The organism is Microcystis sp. M169S2 (genome assembly GCF_020245865.1).
GTDB lineage: Bacteria > Cyanobacteriota > Cyanobacteriia > Cyanobacteriales > Microcystaceae > Microcystis > Microcystis ichthyoblabe_A.
Genome location: NZ_JADBUB010000194.1, coordinates 1 through 17,852 on the forward strand (window position 1 = coordinate 1; position 17,852 = coordinate 17,852).

Consider the following 17,852-nt stretch of genomic DNA (forward strand, 5'->3'; position numbering starts at 1 on the left):
CAGATACATTTAAGGATATGGTAACAGTCCTAAAGGCAGAAAAAGTTTGGCAAAAAAAGACAGGTAGACCTAGCAAATTGAGTACGGAAGACCAACTACTAATAACATTAGAATATTGGCGAGAATATCGCACCTATTTTCATCTGGGAAATGGTTGGGGTGTTAACGAATCAACGGCGTATAGAATTGTTAGGAAAGTAGAGAATATTCTCATCAAATCAGGTCTGTTTAATCTACCCGGAAAAAAAGCCCTATTAGAAAGTAATAGTGAAATAGAAGTAATAGTGGTGGATGTGTCAGAACAGGAGATAGAAAAACCCAAAAAAAAACAGAAATCATGCTATAGTGGCAAGCAGGGATACCACACATTAAAGTCGCAAGTCGTTGCCGATCAAAAAAGCGAGCAGGTAATCTGTGTCCGTTGTGAGAAAGGAAGAGTCCATGATTTTCGACTGTGGAAAGAGAGCAAAATAAGGTTAAATAAGGAAATAGAAATATTAGGGGATAAAGGCTATCAAGGAATTCAGAAAATCCATCAAAACAGTCAAATTCCTCATAAAAAAAAGAAAAAAGAAAAACTAAGTAAAGAGCAAAAAAAAGCCAATCGTCATTTATCACAACGGCGCATAGTTATAGAACATATTCATCGTCGTCTCAAAATATTTCGGATACTTTCATCAAGATACAGAAATCGCAGACGGCGATTTGGTCTGAGATTGAATTTGATTGCTGGTATCTACAATTACGAACTTCGTTACCGACAAAAGGATATATCTTGATTACTTTTGCAAGAGATCTAATGAGTATCAAGTTAAATATCGGGATATTATTTTTTGGGGTTTTCTTGTGGGGAGAGGCGGTTAAGGCACAGCTAGTTCCCACTAAGGGTTTATCTCCCTATGGTGAATATCGTCAAGAAATCCTCAATTTAGGTTGGAAGCCAAAACCAAGTGTTGTTCCAGATTATGTACCAGGTTGGCCAGAAATTATTTGTGGAAACAGATTATGTAGTGCTACCTTTATTTCTCCCAATGGGAAACAAATTTTAACTTTATCTGTTTGGTTTGATGTTAAGCCTGGATACATAAATTATTATGTGGCTCCAGATTTTGATATTGTTGAAGTTGAGCAATCAATCCAATAGACCTCGACCTAATTTAACTTAGTGCGATCACCAATCTCTTAGGTGGGGTACTCGGAACGAAACCCAACATCATTTTTAGCCTTGATTGTAAATTCTAGATAGTTTAATCGATCGCCCCTTAAGAAAATGGCAATACAAACAACCTTTGCAGAGATTTTAGAAGCAGCCGAGCAACTTCCCCTTGAAGATCAAGAAAATCTCATTCATATTTTACAGAATCGTCTTCGAGATCAAAAAAGAACAGAGTTGTTTAGAGATGTTCAAGAAGCTCAACAAGAATTTGCACAAGGTCAATGTCAACCCCTGACACCTGAACAAATCATGGAGGAAATTCTTTCGTGAATTTTGTTTTATTACGCTCCAATATATTTATTAGAAATGCTCGAAAAATTGTGAAAAAACAGGCTTTTTTAGCTCAAAATATCCAAGAAACTTTAGCTTTATTATCCGTAGATCCATCTCAACCTCGATTAAGAACACACAAATTAAAAGGGGAGCTTAAAGACTCTTATGCTTGTAGTGTGGGCTATGATTTAAGAATTGTCTTTAAATTCGTTGAATATGAGCAGAAACAGGCAATTCTTTTGGAGTCAATTGGGACTCACGATGAAGTTTATTAGTGCGGATGATTATTGCGCTCAGTTTGGAGAAAACGAAACAGAATCAAGATAAAAACCCCTAAGATGTTTCATTAACAGATATTTCAGCTTTTTTGAGGGCAATTTGCCATTCTAAGTCGGCTATTTCTCGATCGAGTTCGGCAATTTCACTATTAACTTGCTTTAAATCGGCGATAATTTCCTGTTTACTGCGTTTTCTACCGTAGATAGTCAGTTCATCCTCTTGTAATTTCTCAAGGATAGAGTCTAGGGAAGCGGTTAAATCGGCCGAGGGACTATCCATAATACCTAGACGCATCAATACCTGTACCGCTTTGACAACGTCTTGCTGATAAGCTTCTCTAGAGGGGTAATCTTGGGGTTTTTTGAGATTTAAAGCGTCAATGATATTCATATTCTAGGTTATGAAGGTTAAATGCGAAACTGTGATTATGTCACACTTAATATACCTCAAGTTTCTGAGAAATTCCCTAACGGGGATGGCAATATCTTTCATTCTAGAGTAGAAATGCTCGACCGAGAAAATATTGATAGAGTGGAGAAATTAAAGGGGATATTAAGGCCTTAGATGCCAAAGTTACGCGACTAGAAAAGCAGGTTGACGATCTCAACGCACGAGTCAACATTACCACCATTGGATTCCTTAGCATTGTCGGCATTTTGGTGACAGGAATGCTGACTATTGCCAGCAAAACAGTCTTTTTCCCCTAGTCCCTAGAATAACTTATTCGATCTGCGCCACCCTGTCTAAGGGAGCATCGAGACTGGTAAGACGGCCTAAATAGGGTCTGCTGAAAAAGTTTTTCGGTGGGGGCAGGGTGTGGGGTGTGGGGTGTGGGGTGTGGGGTTTTACCGGTTTTGAGGTGGCCAATTACCTAATTTTTAGGGAAAAAGTCCCGGAATTTTCCCCCTGATCACTCCCATACCTGGTACTTTTTGATTGACAAAAAGTCTAAAAGTTTTACCCAACAAGGTTTTTAGATTTATTCAGCAAACCCTAAATAAGTCGATATATGCTTCTGCTCGCTGTCTATCCCGGGGAGAAATCCCTGTGGCGTTTCTCCAGTGCGAAATCTGGGCTAAAAATTGGCCTAGTCAGGAAATCTTGATCTTAAATTCCCCTGCGCTAGGATCGGCTCAATAGCACAGGAAGGGCGATCGAGTGGGATAACCGATCCTGTGGTTTGAGAACGTGGCTGTATAATTGTTAGAGTGTCAATAGATCAATTCCAGAGGAATCATGAGCAATATCCAAGATAAAATTCAAGAAGAGCTAGAAAACGCCAGAACCGTCTGTAGTACGGAAGGTGCCACCTCTGGCGAATGCGCCGCCGCTTGGGATGCGGTGGAAGAATTACAAGCAGAAGCAGCTCACCAACGTCAAGACCACCCCCAAAAAACCTACTTCGAAAAGTATTGTGATGATAATCCCGATGCCGCCGAGTGTCGCGTTTATGACGATTAATGGAGTCGGGCAGCGGTTTTTTCTCTCCTCACAGTAGAATCCTAGCTTTAGGGCGATCTCAGCTATAAAGAGATCGCCCCTCGTTTTTTTGTTTGTTGGTCAAGCTGTGGCCGATTTTGGCTCCCGCACCGGAAGACAGTAAAATGGTGACAGTGTAATTATGTCTAAATAGTTTATGAATCAACTTTGGTTTCGTCCTCTCGTTTGGATAGATTATCGTTTAGCCGTCCTATTTACGGTGATTATTCCGGCAATTTTGTTAATTTGGTCTTTATTTGCAAAAATCGAATCATTACAGAAATTGTTGATTATCTATTGGCGAGTGGCTAGTCTTTTGTTAATTACCGTATATTTAATGATTGCTTCCTGGCCGATTGGTTTTGTCACCAGTTTTTTAGCTAAGATTTTAATCCCGATTTCTCTCTGGTTTTGGGTAGATATTAACGATGAAATTAAAGATTTACCCGCCAGTCCAATTAAATTTGTCACCACTGCTTGGCGTTGGGCAGTAACGATTTATTGTCCTTTGGGCGCAATTTCTACCTTACCTTTTCTCTCCTGTGCTATGTCAGGGGAATTGCTAAATTCTCCCTATTGTCAGGTTTGGCAGGAAGCACCCTGGCAGTTTCGCGAGATTTTTCATTCAGAAGCTACCGCTAATGTTTTGGGCTTTTTTGGTTTAGTTGGTCTCTCTTTTTATACTCTCTATTTTGCCCATTTTCTTCTTATTCGCCTTGGCAAACAGGGACGTTCAGCTTTACAACAGTAGGTCTTTAGCTATCGATGATTAGCCATTTTTCTATGAATATTGGTCAACAACTCGAACAATACACCCTCAAAAATCCCCACGAGGTTTTATTAGTGACTATTGCTGTGGATGGGGAGGAAGAAGAAATCTCTATTTTTAAGGGTTTTTCTAGTTCCCTTACCCGCAGCACCCCCTACGATCCCGATATTCCGCTCATTCCTGAAATGGCGACAATTATTAGGATAGATCGTCTTGCTAGTCCCTATCATCCCCTTAATCCTCGCTATATTCAAGAAAATCTTACTTTAGAGGAAATGCAGTCTTTACTGATTAATTAAACCAGTAATTTTACTTGAATAGCATCAGCTTACTGGCGATCAATTTAACAGCTTTTATTGAGTATCCATAAACTTTGTCTATCTAGACAAGAGGTAAATTTTGCGGCGTTTTAGTGGTAAGATTACCGGGGAATGATAATCTCTGCCAGTATTCAAGCTGTCAAAGTGGATTTCATCCTCGGTATCGATCGAGAACAATCAAAAAACTGGAGAATAATCTGGAGAATCTATGCAACTTAAACAATCTAACCAAGAACTGTTACAAATTGAGTATTTAGCCACCGCTGCTACGGGACAAAATATAGTTAGAGATGATGGCAAAGATGTGATTGAAGGATTAACTAAAACCCCCAAAAGTTTACCATCTAAATATTTTTATGATCGGCAAGGTTCGCAACTTTTTGAAGAAATCTGTCAATTGCCAGAATACTATCCCACTAGGACAGAAGCGGCTATTCTCCAAGAATATGCTCAAGAAATTGTCGCTTATACAGGAGCCTGCGAATTGATAGAATTAGGTAGTGGTAGTTCCACTAAAACTCGTCTGTTATTGAACGCTTATTATCAACAGCAAAAATCCTCTAAATATGTACCTATCGATGTTAGTGAAACTATTCTCAAAGCTAGTGCCATAGAATTACAAAAAGAATATCCTAATTTACCCATTCAGGGGTTAATTGGAACCTATGAACAGGCCCTAGACTATTGTCAAAACCCTTCCGATAATACCAGAATGATTTTTTTCTTGGGAAGTTCTATCGGTAATTTTTCTGCGGCTGAATGTGATAAATTCTTAGAAAAAATTGCCACTGTCCTAAAAGCTGGAGATTATTTTTTATTAGGGATTGATCTGCAAAAACCGGTGGCAATTTTAGAAGCAGCTTATAATGATGCTCAAGGGGTGACGGCCGCTTTTAATTTAAATATGCTTTCCCATTTAAATTGGCGTTTTCAAGCTGATTTTAATCTTGATTTATTTAGTCATCAAGCTATCTATAATCAAGAGCAATCTCAAATTGAAATGTATTTAATTTGTCAAAAAACTCACCCTGTTCACCTTAAAAAACTCGATTTAACAGTTAATTTTGAAGCGTCGGAAAGTATTTTAACAGAAATCTCGCGTAAATTCAACCTAGAAACTATGCAAAAAGACCTAGAATCAAAGGGATTAAACCCGCTCAAGGTTTTCACCGATCCTGAAAATTTATTTGGGTTAATTCTCTGTCAGTTATCCCTGTAATTAACGAAAACATTATCATCAGTAATAGAGGCACAAAAACATGGAAAAGATTCAAGCACAGGCTCCTATCTCTCTAAGTAACTGTAGTCGAGAAAATATACTGGACTATTTTGAAAATGCTTGGCAATTAGAAGATATGCTGTTAAAAAGCATCATCAAAGAAGAAGCTTTTTATTGTAACCCTGATGATTTAAGAAATCCCCTCATCTTTTATTTAGGTCATGCTGCCGCTTTTTATCTAAATAAATTGCAGCTGGTTAACCTATTAAAAAAAAGCCCTAATCCTGACTATGAATTATTGTTTGGAGTGGGAGTAGATCCGGCAACTTCTGAAGAATTAAACTCCGCTATCGCCCATATTCAGTGGCCCGGGGTGGCTAAAGTGTGGGAATATCGGCAACAAGTCTATGAAATTGTGGTCGAAATAATTAAAAATATCCCCCTCAATCTTCCTATTCATCCGCAGCATTCTCTCTGGTCATTAATGATGGGAATCGAGCATCAGCGTGTTCACTTTGAAACATCTTCAATGTTACTCAGACAACTGCCGTTAGACTGTCTGCAACGTCCTTCTGGTTGGCATTATGCCCCTTCTTTTGGTCAAGCTTATCCTAATCAAATGGTGGAGGTTTCTGGGGGAATAGTAGAAATTGGTAAACCCCAGGATTCTCCTGTTTATGGTTGGGACAACGAGTATGGTTATCGTCAAATTCAAGTTAACAATTTTCTGGTGAGTAAATATATGATTACCAACGGAGAATTTAAAGAATTTGTCCATAATGGTGGCTACGAAAATCCCAGTTATTGGGATGAGGAAGCTTGGCAATGGAAAAATCATTATCAAGTCAAGTATCCTAAATTTTGGCTGGTAGATGAGGGAGGAAATTATCAATATCGAGCCATGTTTGATGTTCTCGATTTACCTCTGGATTGGCCAGTAGAAGTGAACTATTATGAAGCGATCGCTTACTGTCGTTTTCAAGGTCAAGGAATACGTTTAATGACGGAAGCTGAGTGGAATTTAGTCACCTATGGCAGTCAAAAAAATCGATGTTATACCCTAGAAAACGATAAATTTGATGACTATAACCTCAATTTAAAATTCTGTTCTCCCACTCCCGTGGGAATGTTAAAAAATACGGGCAATAACTCAGAAATTTATGACTTACGCGGTAACGTCTGGGAATGGCTAGAAGATGATTTTAATCCCTTAACTGACTTTCAACCCCATTACCTCTATGCTGACAATTCCACTCCTTTCTTTAATAGTCAACATAAAATGATGTTAGGAGGAGCTTGGGTGACTAACGGCACAGAAATCCTACCCTACTATCGCAATTGGTTTCGCCGGAATTTTTATCAACACGCTGGTTTTAGAATCGCGCAAAGTCTTTAGGTGGGGTGTGGGGTGTGGGGTGTGGGGTGTGGGGTGTAGGGTGTGGGGTGTGGGGTTTTACCGATTTTGAGGGGGTCAATTACCTAATTTTCAGGGAAAAAGTGCCTAAAATTTCCCTGTGATTACTCTAAGAGTCGGCACTTTTTGATGTCAAAAAAGCCTAAATATATTATCCAACAAGGTTTTTAGATTTATTCTGCAAACTTTAGGTAATTGCCAATTTTAAAAAAAATTCCTGGAAGGGTCGCCCTTCGATCGCTACAATAGAACCTAATAGAATGCGGATAAACTCGATCGCCATGAATCAACCTGCAATTTTTCATCTCGCTATTCCGATCACCGATGTGTCCACCGCTAAAAGCTTTTACTGTGATGGTTTAGGTTGTTTAGCGGGAAGGGAAACCGAGAAAGCGATTATCTTAAATTTCTATGGTCATCAGGTAGTCGCTCACGTCACCGAAATGCCTCTTACTCCCCAAAATAGCATTTATCCTCGCCATTTCGGTCTAATTCTGCCAGATGCCAGCGATTGGGACAATCTTCTCGCACAAGCACGAGTCAATCAACTAAAATTTTATCTAGAACCAAAAACTCGCTTTGCTGGGGAGATAACCGAACATAAAACCTTTTTCCTAGAGGATCCTTTCTATAATCTCCTCGAATTTAAACATTATCGCTACTATGAAGCTATTTTTGCCAGTCGGCAATTAACAGCGATCGGCGATCGAGCTTAAAATAAACAACAGGTGACTTTTTGTAATTGGTTAGTCCTATCTTCAACTGCGACAAAAACAGGGGAACTTCCCTCGGATTCTCTGATCGAAACTAAAAAAATCTTGGCTTGTAATGATCAATTCTTAGGAAATCTATGAAAAAAATTTTATTGTTAACCCTATTCATTATCGGTCTAGGATTTGCTCTCTTTAACTTTACTGGATTAGCAAATCGGGGCGAATATCAATCAATTTTGATCGACTTTAAGGACGATGTACCCGTCAGCGTCCTCGATGAGCAGTTAAATGCTATCAACAAAAAAGCGGGAAAAACCACCAGTTTAAATAGTATTTTTTCCATCGATGAACATCTTTACACCGTGGCAGGAGATAGCAAACTTCTGAAAACTCTCCGCAATTCCGACCTAAAAAAATACACTGAATCGATCGAACCCGATTATATTTATCATGCTTTTATCGCCCCTAACGACCCCGACTATAGCAAACAGTGGAACCTGCGAGGAATTAACATCGAACGCGCTTGGGAAGAAAATCACGGTGAAGGGATCACCGTCGCCGTTATTGATACAGGTGTATCAAAAGTTCCCGATCTGCGAGAAACCGAGTTTGTGGAAGGCTACGACTTCGTCAACGATCGCAGCAATGCCGAGGACGATAACGGTCACGGAACCCATGTAGCGGGAACAATTGCCCAATCGACCAATAATAACTACGGGGTGGCCGGCATCGCCTACAAAGCCAAAATTATGCCCCTCAAGGTGCTTTCCGGGACGGGTGGGGGAAGTGTGGGAGATATTGCCGAAGCGATCCGTTTTGCCGTCGATAATAAAGCCGATGTCATCAATATGAGTTTAGGGGGTGGAGGCGAAACCCAAGTAATGAAAGAGGCGATCGAATATGCCTATAGTAAAGGTGTGGTAATCGTCGCTGCTGCCGGTAATGCCGATGATAATTCCGCCGCCTATCCTGCCCGTTTTCCCCACGTTATCGGCGTTTCTGCGGTAGATGCCTCCGGAAATAAGGCCCCCTATTCTAATTTCGGAGCCGGAATCGATATTGCTGCCCCCGGCGGCTCCGATACGGGTAAAATTATCCAAGAAACCATCGATCCCGCTAAGGGGGGGGAACCGGCGTTCCTCGGTTTTCAGGGAACCAGCATGGCAGCCCCTCACGTTGCTGGGGTGGTAGCTTTAATCAAAGCTGCGGGAATTAAAGAACCCAGTGCAGTTTTAGAGGTTTTGCAACAGTCAGCCCGTAAGATCAATGATGATCCCTTTAATCATTTTGGGGCCGGACAATTAGACGCGGGCAATGCTCTACAATTGGCCCTAAAAGGACAGATTACTTTCCGGGATTTTTGGCGTTGGTTGCGCGATAACGGTTATCTCAACCCCCGTTTCTGGATTGATGGCGGCGCAGTGGCGGTTTTGCCCAAAATGGCCATGGTTTTGGGTTCTTATCTTCTTGCTTGGTGGCTAAGAAGTTATTTTCCCTTCTCCTGGAACGGATTTTTGAATGCTGGTCTAATTTTTGGCAGTTCTGGCTTATTTTTCCTCAGAGGTCTTTATATCTTCGATTTACCCCAATGGCCTTTCCGAGTCATGGGGAGTTCTCTTTCTGACCTAGGAGGCGTTATTCAGGGCAGTTCTGCCCTTAATCCGCTTTTTGCCAGTGTTATCCTGCCTTTTGTCCTGATTGCCCTGCTTTTAGGTCATCCCCGTGCAAAATGGTTGGCGGTGGGGGTTAGTTTAGCCATGGCGGTGAGTTTAGGTATCAGTGCCGTTATCGATCCTACTCTGATCTGGTTAGGTTCCGGTAGAATCGCTCAGGCATTTTTGGGCGTAAATGCGCTTTTATGTCTCGGTTTAGGTTATTTAGCCCTAAAAAGTGCTACTTCCTCCCGATACGCTTAAACAGGGGTTACAATGGGACAACAAAGGTGATTTACCGATAAAAACCTCTTTGGTTTTGGTATCTTCCTTTTGTTTTGCATTGAGTTCTCCTACAACAGCAGCCTCGGACATTAACCGAGGTTTTTTCTTTATGGTGTATCTTAGTTTCTAAGGGTTTTTTGGGAATCCTCAATGCCTATGCCGAAAGTTTTCGCCAATATCCCCTCGAATCATCGAGTTTATCTATTGTCTCTTGTCTAAGGTGTCTATCGTGTCAAATCATAAAATTCTCGTTATCGATGACAGTAAAGTGATTAGGATGCGCGTTCGCGATATGTTACCAGAGGGTAACTTTGAATTCCTCGAAGCTAAAGACGGATTAGAGGGCTATAATCTCATTCGTACCGAAAACCCAAATTTGATTATTTTGGACTTCCTTCTCCCAAAAATGAGCGGTTGGGAGGTGTTTCAGCAAATCCAAAGCGAAGATAATCTCAAAAGTATTCCCCTAGTGTTGATGTCGGGACGGAAAGAGGAGCTAGTAGAGAAAATACCCGAACCTTTCCAGTATTTTGCCTTTATTGAGAAGCCTTTCGACCAAAAACAATTGCTACAAGCGATTAAAGAAGCGATAGCCAAGGCAAAACAGTATTCTCCCAAACCAACAGTTTCTAGCCCGAAACTAGAGGAACTCACCGGGGATTATAGCACCGATATTCAGACTCTCCATGCCCAAATTGCCCAAATGCAAACAGAAATGGAAACTATCAAGAAACAAATGTCTCAATTAGTGGCTTTTATTAAGAAAAAACTAGCCTAGAACTATTCATCCAGATCTTTGATGACTTGGGCAAGCAGTCATCTTTATCCAGCCGTGGCAATCTCTGGCTAATCTCCTATCCCTTTTAAACAAGATTTAGTATAATATGAAGTGGTATTTATTTAGTGAGTGACTAAGTTATTAATTAACTGATAACTAATTATGAATTGGCAAGAAATAGCAGGTAATTGGGTTTTTCTCCCCCGTCGTCCCCGGGGTATCATTCACTTTTTAGGGGGGGCATTTGTAGCGGCGGCCCCGAATATTACCTATCGTTGGTTATTAGAAAGTCTTGGGAATTCAGGATACGCTATTGTCGCTACTCCCTTTGTTAATACCCTCGATCACAAATCGATCGCCCGCACAGTTTTAAACCGTTTTGATAATATTATTGAACGTCTGCGCTGGAATCATAGTCTGCCCCAAGGTTATCTCCCCATCTACGGATTGGGTCACAGTATGGGTTGTAAACTACATTTATTAATCGGTAGTCTCTACGAAGTGGAACGGGAAGGAAATATCCTCATTTCCTTTAATAATTATCCCATTCGTCGGGCTATTCCTTTTATCGAACCTTTACAAATTGACACCACTTTTAACCTCGAATTTACCCCTTCCCCCGAAGAAACAAACGAGTTAATTTTCCAAGATTATGCCATTCGTCGCAATCTTTTAATCCGTTTTCAAGACGACACGATCGATCAATCGCTGGTATTAAATCCCCTGCTAAAAAAACGCTTTAATGATTTAATTGCCCTGCGAACTCTCCCGGGTAATCATCTCACTCCCTTGAGTCAAGATGTCAGTTGGCAAACCGGAGAAGTATTTACTCCCCTCGATGCGATCGGCCAATGGTTAAAACAGGGACTTGCCCGGGATAATTCCCGTCTCAAAGATGAGATTCTCCAGTGGTTAAATCCCGTCCTTCCCGCCTCTCGTTAGCTTTCCTCTAGATTAATCCCCAGGGCCTGTAATTGCGCCTCTAAGCGGGCTAATTTTGCCTCAGCTTCCCGGGCCCGTTGCCGTTCCTGTTGGGCTTGCTGTTCGGCAGTCCTGGCCCTTTGTTCGGCTAATTCAGCCTTTTGCTTGATTTCTAGGGTGGTCAAAAACCGGGAGCCATCGGGATAAAAAATAGCTAACTGGGGACTCTCCAGTTGAAAACGAATCTGTAGAAGCGGACTCTGCCAATTATCGATCGCGGGAATCATCTCCAATTGATCACCCCTCCGCCACCAACCCTGTAGATAATTAGCATCGGGATCGTAGAGATAATATTCTTCTACGCCAAAACGCTGATAAAATTGCCATTTTCGGCGTATTTCAGCTTTAGTGTTGCCCGGAGAGAGAATTTCAAAGACCACCTGCGGCGCAATCTGGTTTTCTAACCATTGCTTATAGGAACCTCGATCGCCCTTGGGTCTGCCAAACACCACCATAGCATCCGGCGCTTGACAGATTTTATTATCCCCCTCGACCGGATACCACAGCAGATCGCCGGCGATAAACACATGGTCATTGTCTGCGAATAAACATTCGAGATTTTCCTTAATCGTCACAATCCAGCGAAATTGTTTGGTATTATCGGCCATCGGTTTACCATCACTATCGGCATAGATAATCTCCGACTCAGAGAAAGATTGGGCTTTTACCATCGTTCTACTCCCTAGCGTACTAACTATTTAGTATAACATTAAATTCCCTGACGAAAGAGGGCAAAAGCCGAGGTATAACCGTGTAAAAAAGTGCGACCAGCCACAGGCCCGATTTCTCCGTTGCCAAAGAAACCGGCGAGGGGAACATTGGCGAAATAACGCTGAAAAAGACCCGAATCAAAGTCCGGTTTTTCGTAGAGATTTTCCCCGCGACCGAGACAGGAAAAGATTAAAGCACCTAGTACCTCTGAGCTATTAGGTTTGTCTCGGGGAAAAGCTTGCAGAAGTAATTCTAAATCTAGGGCGGAAGTGTCGGCATCACGCAGGTGAAATTGTACCCGCTGCCCCGGACGAACTCGATCGCCAATTGCGATCGCACCTTGGCGAGGATCTACTCCCAAAACACTGCGAATTAAGAAATCCCCAGCCCGCAACTGCATTTTAAACTCATCCCTAGCAATACCGATAAAAAGGGAGTTTTGCACTAATTCCCGGTCTTTTTCGCTTAAGGAGGGGATTAAATCCCGCAGTAGATTTAAAGGTGGTTGCGGAGTCCCATCGGCCCCTTTACCAGTCATGGAGATGATAATATTGCGTTCTCCCTCACTCACCTGATAAATCGGTCCAATGGGACGACAACCCTGGGCGACGATAGTTTCGACGATAATATTGCCAGAAAGGGCGATTCCTACGGTTCCCTGACGATAGAGATAGCTATTACGGGGTTTTTGTTGATCGTGGTAGAATAGACCCCCAGAACGTTCGATCATGCCACCACTGACTAAACCGCCGATTTTGGCCGAACCGGGGTAGGCAAAATCCAAACCCTCTAACAGATCATTGATGCGACTGGAAAAAGGATCGGCTAAAAGGATAAATTGGGGATTTTTGGCCGCTTCTACCCCTAATAATTCTGTCCAACTAGAGGGGGAACTGTCGAGATCGGGCATTTCCGCCGCTTCAATATAGAAGGGCTGCACTTCCACATTAGGCAAATGGGCGACGGTGAGACTTAAAGCCGGACTCGCTTCGATTTCTCGCGCTTTTTCCCTGTCACCCATGCCGACAATCCCCGCCCCACCGCAGCCGATCAGCACAGGAACAGGGAGTTTATCCAAGATTAAGGGAACTAAACGGGGATAGTCGCTGGCATAGGCAGAAGAAATAAAAATTATGGCTAGATCTGCCGATCCAACTAACTTATCTGTCACTTTTTCCACTACTTCCGTCACCGCCGCTTCTAGGGAGGGACGGGTTGACAGGGCATTAATCCACTCGATGCGATCGCTCATGTTTCTTGACCCCAAATTTGGTCTCAATGGTCAAAGATGATCATCTTAACAATAAATTAACCTAAAAATCCTATCCGCGCCCCTAGATGGCGCAATAAATTGTAGAATTGTCATGACGTGAGCCAATAAGGCCGCAAGGGATTGTCAGTTATTTTAATCATATTTAATCTTAAAATAGAGAATTGTCCCCGCTAAGATAAAAGTAACAAAATTAGCAATAATAATCGGTTTACTGTTCATATAAAGGCCGTAGATGAGCCAAAGAAAAACCCCCAGACAAAAGCAAATAAACATAGTTAAGGACAAGTCCTTAGCCGAACGATAACGCCAAGTTTTAATCACTTGGGGTAAAAAGGAGACAGTGGTTAATATTCCCGCCACGATCCCGATTAGTTCAATAATATTCACCGATTATCCTCTTGGCTCAGTTTCTCTCATTTTAAACTGTTGACTATCTAAATTACGCCTGACTTGAAAGAGGGTGTAGGGTGTGGGGTGTGGGGTGTGGGGTGTAGGGAAGGAAACCTTTTTAATCTGTGGGGGTGAAAATTTTTTCATCAGGACTGACGACCGACGACCAACTCCTAACCTCACCAACAAACTTTTTCAGCAGACCCTACTTATTGAGCGATTACTATCACCGAAGTGCCGATTTGTACCTTTTCAAATAAAGCTTTTATATCTCGATCGCGCATCCTGACGCAACCGTGGGATACGGCCCGGCCGATGAGATTTTCTTGGGGTGTACCGTGAAAACCGATAAAATTCGCGCCATCGGTCCAAAATCCAATCCAACGGGCCCCTAAGGGGTTGTTTTTTCCCGATGGCACCAGTTGACCAGTGAAAGGATGTTCCCAGACTGGTTCCCGCACCATCTGAATCACCCTAAATTGTCCCGTCGGGGTTTCCCAACCCGGACGACCGATCGCCACTGGGTAAGAAGCGATCATTTTCTGTCCTTGGTAAACAAAAACCCGTCTTTTTTTTAAATTTAGCAGCAAACGAGTTTCCGTTCGAGTTACCGTGGTTGTGGGAAGGGAATTGACGGGACTAATGGGGGGATTGAGGAAAAATTCCCCTATTCCTAGACATAAACACAGAATTGGCAGAAAAACTCGCATCTGATACCAGCAAAGTCAAGATTTTTTATCCGTATTCTAATCTGATTGTGAAGATGTCAAACCAAAGTCAATAGGATGATCCCGAGGGGGAAGGATAAAATCGCCGTCGAGTTGGGCTAATTCGGTTACACTAATCCATAGCTAGAATATTAACTTTTGTAACTATGACCGCCGCTATTGCTCTCGATCGCGTTTCTAAAATCTATAATAATCTCCCAGTAGTTAACGAGCTTTCCTTTGCCATCGAAAAAGGGGAAATCTTTGGTTTGCTCGGTCCCAACGGTGCGGGAAAATCGACGACAATCCGCATGATTATCACTCTAACCGAAGCAAGTCAAGGAGAAATCGAAGTGGCGGGGTATAATGTCAAAAAATACCGCGATCAGGTAAAGAAAAATATTGGGGTAGTCTTACAACAGATTAGCGTTGATGGGGAATTAACCGTCTGGGAAAATATGGAATTTCACGGACGGATGCACCATATCCCCAATCCCCAGAGACAGGAATTAATCGATCGCTATTTAGATTATGTCAGTTTAAGCGATCGAAAATCTGCCCTTGCCAAAACTCTTTCCGGAGGGATGAAACGACGTTTACAGATTGCTCGCGCTCTTCTTCACGAACCAAAAATCCTCTTTCTCGATGAACCGACTGTCGGTTTAGATCCCCAAAATCGTCGTCGTTTGTGGGAAGTAATTCGCGATTTAAACCAGCAAGGAATGACAATTTTGTTAACCACTCACTACATGGAAGAAGTGGAATTTCTCTGTCAGGATAACGCCGCAGGAAAACCGGGCAGAATTGGCATTATGGATGCGGGCAAATTAATCGAATTAGGAACTCTAACGGATTTTCGTGCTAAGTATGGCGAGGGTTTAGTTATCAAACAAGTTGGCGATAAAATCGATTATAAATTCTTCCCCACTGTGGCCGATGCTAACTCTTATCTGGACACTTTGAGTGATAAAACTGGAGTAATGTGCCGCCCTTCCAACCTCGAAGATATCTTTGTGGAACTGACGGGACATCAATTAGATTAAATTCTTGGTTTGGCTATTAGGAAGTTGTTCAGTTATCGGTTTTTGACTCCAGTTTTTCTGAGATTAGCTGTGTTTAAATCGGCATTTCTTGGCTTTGATCTGGTGTCAATTTTATGGGGCAACCTGATAAGCTAAGACACATTTTAACTGCCTATCTTTAGATTAGCTGAATTTCCCCCAATCCCTTTACTGTTGCCTCTTGCCTCATCTCAACAAGCAATTTAAATACTTAACAGCTTAGAGTCTAGGTCAATTAGCTGAGGCTGTCCCTAAAAACCGAATTCAACCCTAAAAAAAGAGGCTTTTAGCAATTTTTAAGCTTTTTGAGCCAGATAAATCGACCAAGAAGGGAACTTTTTCTGGAGAGGGAGAGTCGTCGGGGACTGGATAAAAACTAGAGTACTCCCTCGATCGATAGACAAAATTGACGGTAATCGTTTAGAATAAGGCACTGAATACTGACGAGATGACAATTATCCCTATGACCGATCTCCAAGCAAAAACTAGATGGTCAACAGCGCGGCGATATTACGAATTGCTTAGTGTTCTAGTGGAACGTAATCTCAAGGGACGCTATCGGGGTTCTTTTCTGGGGGTTTACTGGTCTTTGTTAAATCCCCTGATTATGACGGCACTATACACGGCAATTTTCGGCACGGTTTTCGCCTCTTATTTTGATAATTCTCTAGTTAACTATGTCCTAGCGGCTTTCACTGGTTTAGTAGTAATAAATTTTTTTAATGCTTCCACTAACCAAGCTTTACCTAGTATCGTTGGTAATGGCAGTATTTTAAATAAAATTCGTCTGCCAGTTAGCATTTTTCCCGTTTCCATGGTAGTGGCAAATATTTTTCAATTTGCTATTAGTATCTTTCCCCTTTTGGCTATAGTAACTCTCTGGAAGTCTCAAAGTTTACTTAATGTAATTGCTCTGATTTTTCCCGTGATCGGTCTTTCTCTGGTTTGCACGGGAGTGGGTTTCTTTGTTAGTACCCTCTACGTTTTCTTCAGAGACTTACCCTATTTTTACGAGATTGTTTGTTTTGTCGCTTGGATTAGCAGTCCGATTTTCTATCCCCCAGAAATTATTCCTCCTTCCGTACAACCATTCCTGATATTAAACCCATTATTACCAGTAATTGAAAGTATTCGCCAATTGTCCCTTTCCCCCGGATTACCAGATTTTGGTTTGATTTTTCAATCTCTACTCGGTGGGATCATTATCTTAGGAATTGGTTGGACTTGCTTCCGACTATGGCGACATTTATTTATGGATTTATTATAAATGACAGAAGTAATTCGACTCGATCAAGTGTCTCTCGAAAGACGCACTCAAGAAGAATTTTCCTACGATCTAAAAAGGACAATCTTCTCTCTTCTTGAAGGCAAATATCGTCAACCTGCCAAAAAATTAGTTCTAGATGATATAGATTTAGTCATTAATTCTGGAGCAAAATTAGGTATCATTGGAGCTAATGGCGCAGGAAAATCTACTCTCCTAAAAGTTATTTGTGGTATTCTAGAACCGACAAAAGGACAGGTGAGAGTCAGGGGACAAATTGCTTCTCTAATTGAATTAGGAGCGGGTTTTGATCCAGATTTACCAGTAATAGATAATATTATTCTCTATGGGGTAATGCTGGGATTTTCTCGTCAGGAAATGAAGGAAAAAACCAAAGATATTCTCGACTTTGCTGAATTAGAAGAATACATGGGGGCCCCGGTTAAATCTCTTTCTTCTGGGATGGTGGCTCGTTTGGGATTTGCGATCGCCACAGAGGTTCACCCCGATATTCTTATTCTTGATGAAGTCCTTTCCGTCGGGGATGAAAGTTTTAAAAATAAGTGTAAACGACGTTTAAAAAAATTCTGGAATTCTAACGCTACTATTTTAGTAGTTTCCCACGATTTGACTTTAATTCAAGAGTCTTGTGATCAAGCAATTTGGCTGAATAAAGGCCAGTTGCAATGTCAGGGTGCATCGGAAGATGTAATCAAGTTTTATTTGGATTCCGTGCATCAAAATGAAGTTAATTTTTAATTAAGTAGGTAATCTCAATTAATTTATCTACGTTTGGCTCTCTTGGGTTTGGTGGGTAAAATGTATTATAGGGTACATTCCTGCTGGCGGTCGCAACGCGCTCGCTACGCGAGACCAACTGGAACGAACCACAAAGACCCAAAGGACAGAAAGATTGATCGCTTCTAGATAGGGTCTGCTGAAAAAGTTTTTCCTGGGGGTAGGGTGTGGGGTGTGGGGTGTGGGGTGTAGGGTTTTACCGATTTTCAGGTGGTCAACTACCTAATTTTCAGGGAAAAAGTACCTCAATTTTCCCCCTGATCACTCCCA

23 protein-coding genes and 1 pseudogene are annotated in these 17,852 nt (G+C 41.7%); 17 read left to right on the top strand and 7 right to left on the bottom strand.

What is annotated here, in order from left to right:
- The 4 genes from IM485_RS18395 to IM485_RS18410 form a co-directional block, all read left to right on the top strand.
- Positions 1–779 (top strand): IS5 family transposase (locus tag IM485_RS18395; protein WP_287744869.1); only part of this gene is annotated, 779 nt, incomplete at its 5' end.
- Positions 780–799: 20 nt separating this feature from the next.
- The gene (locus tag IM485_RS18400) at positions 800–1,144 is read left to right on the top strand and encodes a hypothetical protein (protein ID WP_104397709.1); all 345 of its coding nucleotides are present in this window, start codon (positions 800–802) and stop codon (positions 1,142–1,144) included.
- 126 nt (positions 1,145–1,270) lie between these two features.
- The gene (locus tag IM485_RS18405) at positions 1,271–1,486 is read left to right on the top strand and encodes a hypothetical protein (protein WP_002782275.1); all 216 of its coding nucleotides are present in this window, start codon (positions 1,271–1,273) and stop codon (positions 1,484–1,486) included.
- On the top strand, positions 1,483–1,764 hold the full coding sequence (locus tag IM485_RS18410; RefSeq protein WP_104397708.1) for a type II toxin-antitoxin system RelE/ParE family toxin: 282 nt from the start codon (positions 1,483–1,485) through the stop codon (positions 1,762–1,764). Before IM485_RS18405 ends, IM485_RS18410 begins: the two co-directional genes overlap by 4 nt.
- A 58-nt stretch (positions 1,765–1,822) precedes the next feature.
- On the opposite strand, the gene IM485_RS18415 is transcribed toward IM485_RS18410, so the two are convergent.
- Complete coding sequence (locus IM485_RS18415; protein WP_104397707.1) at positions 1,823–2,158, bottom strand: hypothetical protein; 336 nt, start codon at positions 2,156–2,158, stop codon at positions 1,823–1,825.
- A 146-nt stretch (positions 2,159–2,304) separates the two neighbouring features.
- Between IM485_RS18415 and IM485_RS18420 the strand changes: the two are divergent.
- Positions 2,305–2,475, top strand: a pseudogene (locus IM485_RS18420) (DUF4164 domain-containing protein); the annotation flags it as partial.
- Between the two features lie 13 nt (positions 2,476–2,488).
- Here IM485_RS18420 and IM485_RS18425 read toward each other — a convergent pair.
- The gene (locus IM485_RS18425; protein WP_287744871.1) at positions 2,489–2,635 is read right to left on the bottom strand and encodes a hypothetical protein; all 147 of its coding nucleotides are present in this window, start codon (positions 2,633–2,635) and stop codon (positions 2,489–2,491) included.
- A gap of 369 nt (positions 2,636–3,004) precedes the next feature.
- Between IM485_RS18425 and IM485_RS18430 the strand changes: the two genes are divergently transcribed.
- The 9 genes from IM485_RS18430 (at position 3,005) to IM485_RS18470 (ending at position 11,339) form a co-directional block, all read left to right on the top strand.
- Positions 3,005–3,229 carry a Calvin cycle protein CP12 gene (locus tag IM485_RS18430; RefSeq protein WP_002792997.1) on the top strand — a complete coding sequence of 75 codons (225 nt, stop codon included), beginning with the start codon at positions 3,005–3,007 and terminating at the stop codon, positions 3,227–3,229.
- 175 nt (positions 3,230–3,404) lie between these two features.
- On the top strand, positions 3,405–3,998 hold the full coding sequence (locus tag IM485_RS18435) for a DUF3177 family protein (protein ID WP_002770135.1): 594 nt from the start codon (positions 3,405–3,407) through the stop codon (positions 3,996–3,998).
- A gap of 32 nt (positions 3,999–4,030) precedes the next feature.
- The gene (locus IM485_RS18440; RefSeq protein WP_104397706.1) at positions 4,031–4,315 is read left to right on the top strand and encodes a DUF7734 family protein; all 285 of its coding nucleotides are present in this window, start codon (positions 4,031–4,033) and stop codon (positions 4,313–4,315) included.
- Between the two features lie 229 nt (positions 4,316–4,544).
- Entirely contained in the window at positions 4,545–5,555 is a 1,011-nt protein-coding gene (gene egtD, locus IM485_RS18445; RefSeq protein WP_104397705.1) for an L-histidine N(alpha)-methyltransferase, read from the top strand.
- Between the two features lie 40 nt (positions 5,556–5,595).
- Entirely contained in the window at positions 5,596–6,951 is a 1,356-nt protein-coding gene (gene ovoA, locus IM485_RS18450; RefSeq protein ID WP_104397704.1) for a 5-histidylcysteine sulfoxide synthase, read from the top strand.
- A 299-nt stretch (positions 6,952–7,250) separates the two neighbouring features.
- Entirely contained in the window at positions 7,251–7,685 is a 435-nt protein-coding gene (locus IM485_RS18455; RefSeq protein WP_287744882.1) for a VOC family protein, read from the top strand.
- Positions 7,686–7,819: 134 nt separating this feature from the next.
- The gene (locus tag IM485_RS18460; RefSeq protein ID WP_287662247.1) at positions 7,820–9,598 is read left to right on the top strand and encodes a S8 family peptidase; all 1,779 of its coding nucleotides are present in this window, start codon (positions 7,820–7,822) and stop codon (positions 9,596–9,598) included.
- Positions 9,599–9,848: 250 nt separating this feature from the next.
- Entirely contained in the window at positions 9,849–10,397 is a 549-nt protein-coding gene (locus tag IM485_RS18465) for a response regulator (protein WP_104397702.1), read from the top strand.
- A gap of 162 nt (positions 10,398–10,559) precedes the next feature.
- Positions 10,560–11,339, top strand: a complete 780-nt coding sequence (locus tag IM485_RS18470; RefSeq protein WP_002781173.1) for a DUF1350 family protein — start codon at positions 10,560–10,562, stop codon at positions 11,337–11,339.
- Here the strand turns inward: IM485_RS18470 and IM485_RS18475 are convergent.
- The 5 genes from IM485_RS18475 to IM485_RS18495 all read right to left on the bottom strand — a co-directional run bounded on the left by IM485_RS18475 (position 11,336) and on the right by IM485_RS18495 (position 14,462).
- Complete coding sequence (locus IM485_RS18475) at positions 11,336–12,049, bottom strand: Uma2 family endonuclease (protein ID WP_287744874.1); 714 nt, start codon at positions 12,047–12,049, stop codon at positions 11,336–11,338. The two genes, IM485_RS18470 and IM485_RS18475, sit on opposite strands and share 4 nt — an antisense overlap.
- A 38-nt stretch (positions 12,050–12,087) precedes the next feature.
- Positions 12,088–13,341, bottom strand: a complete 1,254-nt coding sequence (locus tag IM485_RS18480; RefSeq protein WP_104397700.1) for an FIST signal transduction protein — start codon at positions 13,339–13,341, stop codon at positions 12,088–12,090.
- 153 nt (positions 13,342–13,494) lie between these two features.
- Positions 13,495–13,749, bottom strand: coding sequence for a SemiSWEET transporter (locus IM485_RS18485; RefSeq protein WP_002739519.1), 255 nt, complete (start codon positions 13,747–13,749; stop codon positions 13,495–13,497).
- A gap of 3 nt (positions 13,750–13,752) precedes the next feature.
- A complete protein-coding gene (locus tag IM485_RS18490) occupies positions 13,753–13,899 on the bottom strand; it encodes a hypothetical protein (protein WP_287744876.1) in 147 nt (48 codons plus the stop codon).
- 62 nt (positions 13,900–13,961) lie between these two features.
- Positions 13,962–14,462 (bottom strand): L,D-transpeptidase, encoded by a 501-nt coding sequence (locus tag IM485_RS18495; protein WP_104397699.1) that lies wholly within the window; start codon positions 14,460–14,462, stop codon positions 13,962–13,964.
- 164 nt (positions 14,463–14,626) lie between these two features.
- Here IM485_RS18495 and IM485_RS18500 point away from each other — a divergent pair, with 164 nt between their 5' ends.
- From IM485_RS18500 to IM485_RS18510, 3 genes are all read left to right on the top strand, one after another.
- A complete protein-coding gene (locus IM485_RS18500) occupies positions 14,627–15,502 on the top strand; it encodes an ABC transporter ATP-binding protein (RefSeq protein WP_287744879.1) in 876 nt (291 codons plus the stop codon).
- Positions 15,503–15,983: 481 nt separating this feature from the next.
- On the top strand, positions 15,984–16,787 hold the full coding sequence (locus IM485_RS18505) for an ABC transporter permease (RefSeq protein WP_192576016.1): 804 nt from the start codon (positions 15,984–15,986) through the stop codon (positions 16,785–16,787).
- A complete protein-coding gene (locus tag IM485_RS18510; RefSeq protein ID WP_104397696.1) occupies positions 16,788–17,543 on the top strand; it encodes an ABC transporter ATP-binding protein in 756 nt (251 codons plus the stop codon).
- The last annotated feature ends 309 nt before the right edge of the window (positions 17,544–17,852 follow it).

Excerpts from the sequence above, each read along its gene's own strand:
- IM485_RS18480 (WP_104397700.1), bottom strand. The coding sequence starts at position 13,341 with ATGAGCGATCGCATCGAGTGGATTAATGCCCTGTCAACCCGTCCCTCC.
- IM485_RS18500 (WP_287744879.1), top strand. The coding sequence starts at position 14,627 with ATGACCGCCGCTATTGCTCTCGATCGCGTTTCTAAAATCTATAATAAT.
- ovoA (WP_104397704.1), top strand. The coding sequence starts at position 5,596 with ATGGAAAAGATTCAAGCACAGGCTCCTATCTCTCTAAGTAACTGTAGT.
- IM485_RS18470 (WP_002781173.1), top strand. The coding sequence starts at position 10,560 with ATGAATTGGCAAGAAATAGCAGGTAATTGGGTTTTTCTCCCCCGTCGT.
- egtD (WP_104397705.1), top strand. The coding sequence starts at position 4,545 with ATGCAACTTAAACAATCTAACCAAGAACTGTTACAAATTGAGTATTTA.
- IM485_RS18430 (WP_002792997.1), top strand. The coding sequence starts at position 3,005 with ATGAGCAATATCCAAGATAAAATTCAAGAAGAGCTAGAAAACGCCAGA.
- IM485_RS18505 (WP_192576016.1), top strand. The coding sequence starts at position 15,984 with ATGACCGATCTCCAAGCAAAAACTAGATGGTCAACAGCGCGGCGATAT.
- IM485_RS18440 (WP_104397706.1), top strand. The coding sequence starts at position 4,031 with ATGAATATTGGTCAACAACTCGAACAATACACCCTCAAAAATCCCCAC.
- IM485_RS18400 (WP_104397709.1), top strand. The coding sequence starts at position 800 with ATGAGTATCAAGTTAAATATCGGGATATTATTTTTTGGGGTTTTCTTG.
- IM485_RS18415 (WP_104397707.1), bottom strand. The coding sequence starts at position 2,158 with ATGAATATCATTGACGCTTTAAATCTCAAAAAACCCCAAGATTACCCC.
- IM485_RS18460 (WP_287662247.1), top strand. The coding sequence starts at position 7,820 with ATGAAAAAAATTTTATTGTTAACCCTATTCATTATCGGTCTAGGATTT.
- IM485_RS18490 (WP_287744876.1), bottom strand. The coding sequence starts at position 13,899 with ATGAAAAAATTTTCACCCCCACAGATTAAAAAGGTTTCCTTCCCTACA.
- IM485_RS18475 (WP_287744874.1), bottom strand. The coding sequence starts at position 12,049 with ATGGTAAAAGCCCAATCTTTCTCTGAGTCGGAGATTATCTATGCCGAT.
- IM485_RS18455 (WP_287744882.1), top strand. The coding sequence starts at position 7,251 with ATGAATCAACCTGCAATTTTTCATCTCGCTATTCCGATCACCGATGTG.
- IM485_RS18405 (WP_002782275.1), top strand. The coding sequence starts at position 1,271 with ATGGCAATACAAACAACCTTTGCAGAGATTTTAGAAGCAGCCGAGCAA.
- IM485_RS18435 (WP_002770135.1), top strand. The coding sequence starts at position 3,405 with ATGAATCAACTTTGGTTTCGTCCTCTCGTTTGGATAGATTATCGTTTA.
- IM485_RS18495 (WP_104397699.1), bottom strand. The coding sequence starts at position 14,462 with ATGCGAGTTTTTCTGCCAATTCTGTGTTTATGTCTAGGAATAGGGGAA.
- IM485_RS18510 (WP_104397696.1), top strand. The coding sequence starts at position 16,788 with ATGACAGAAGTAATTCGACTCGATCAAGTGTCTCTCGAAAGACGCACT.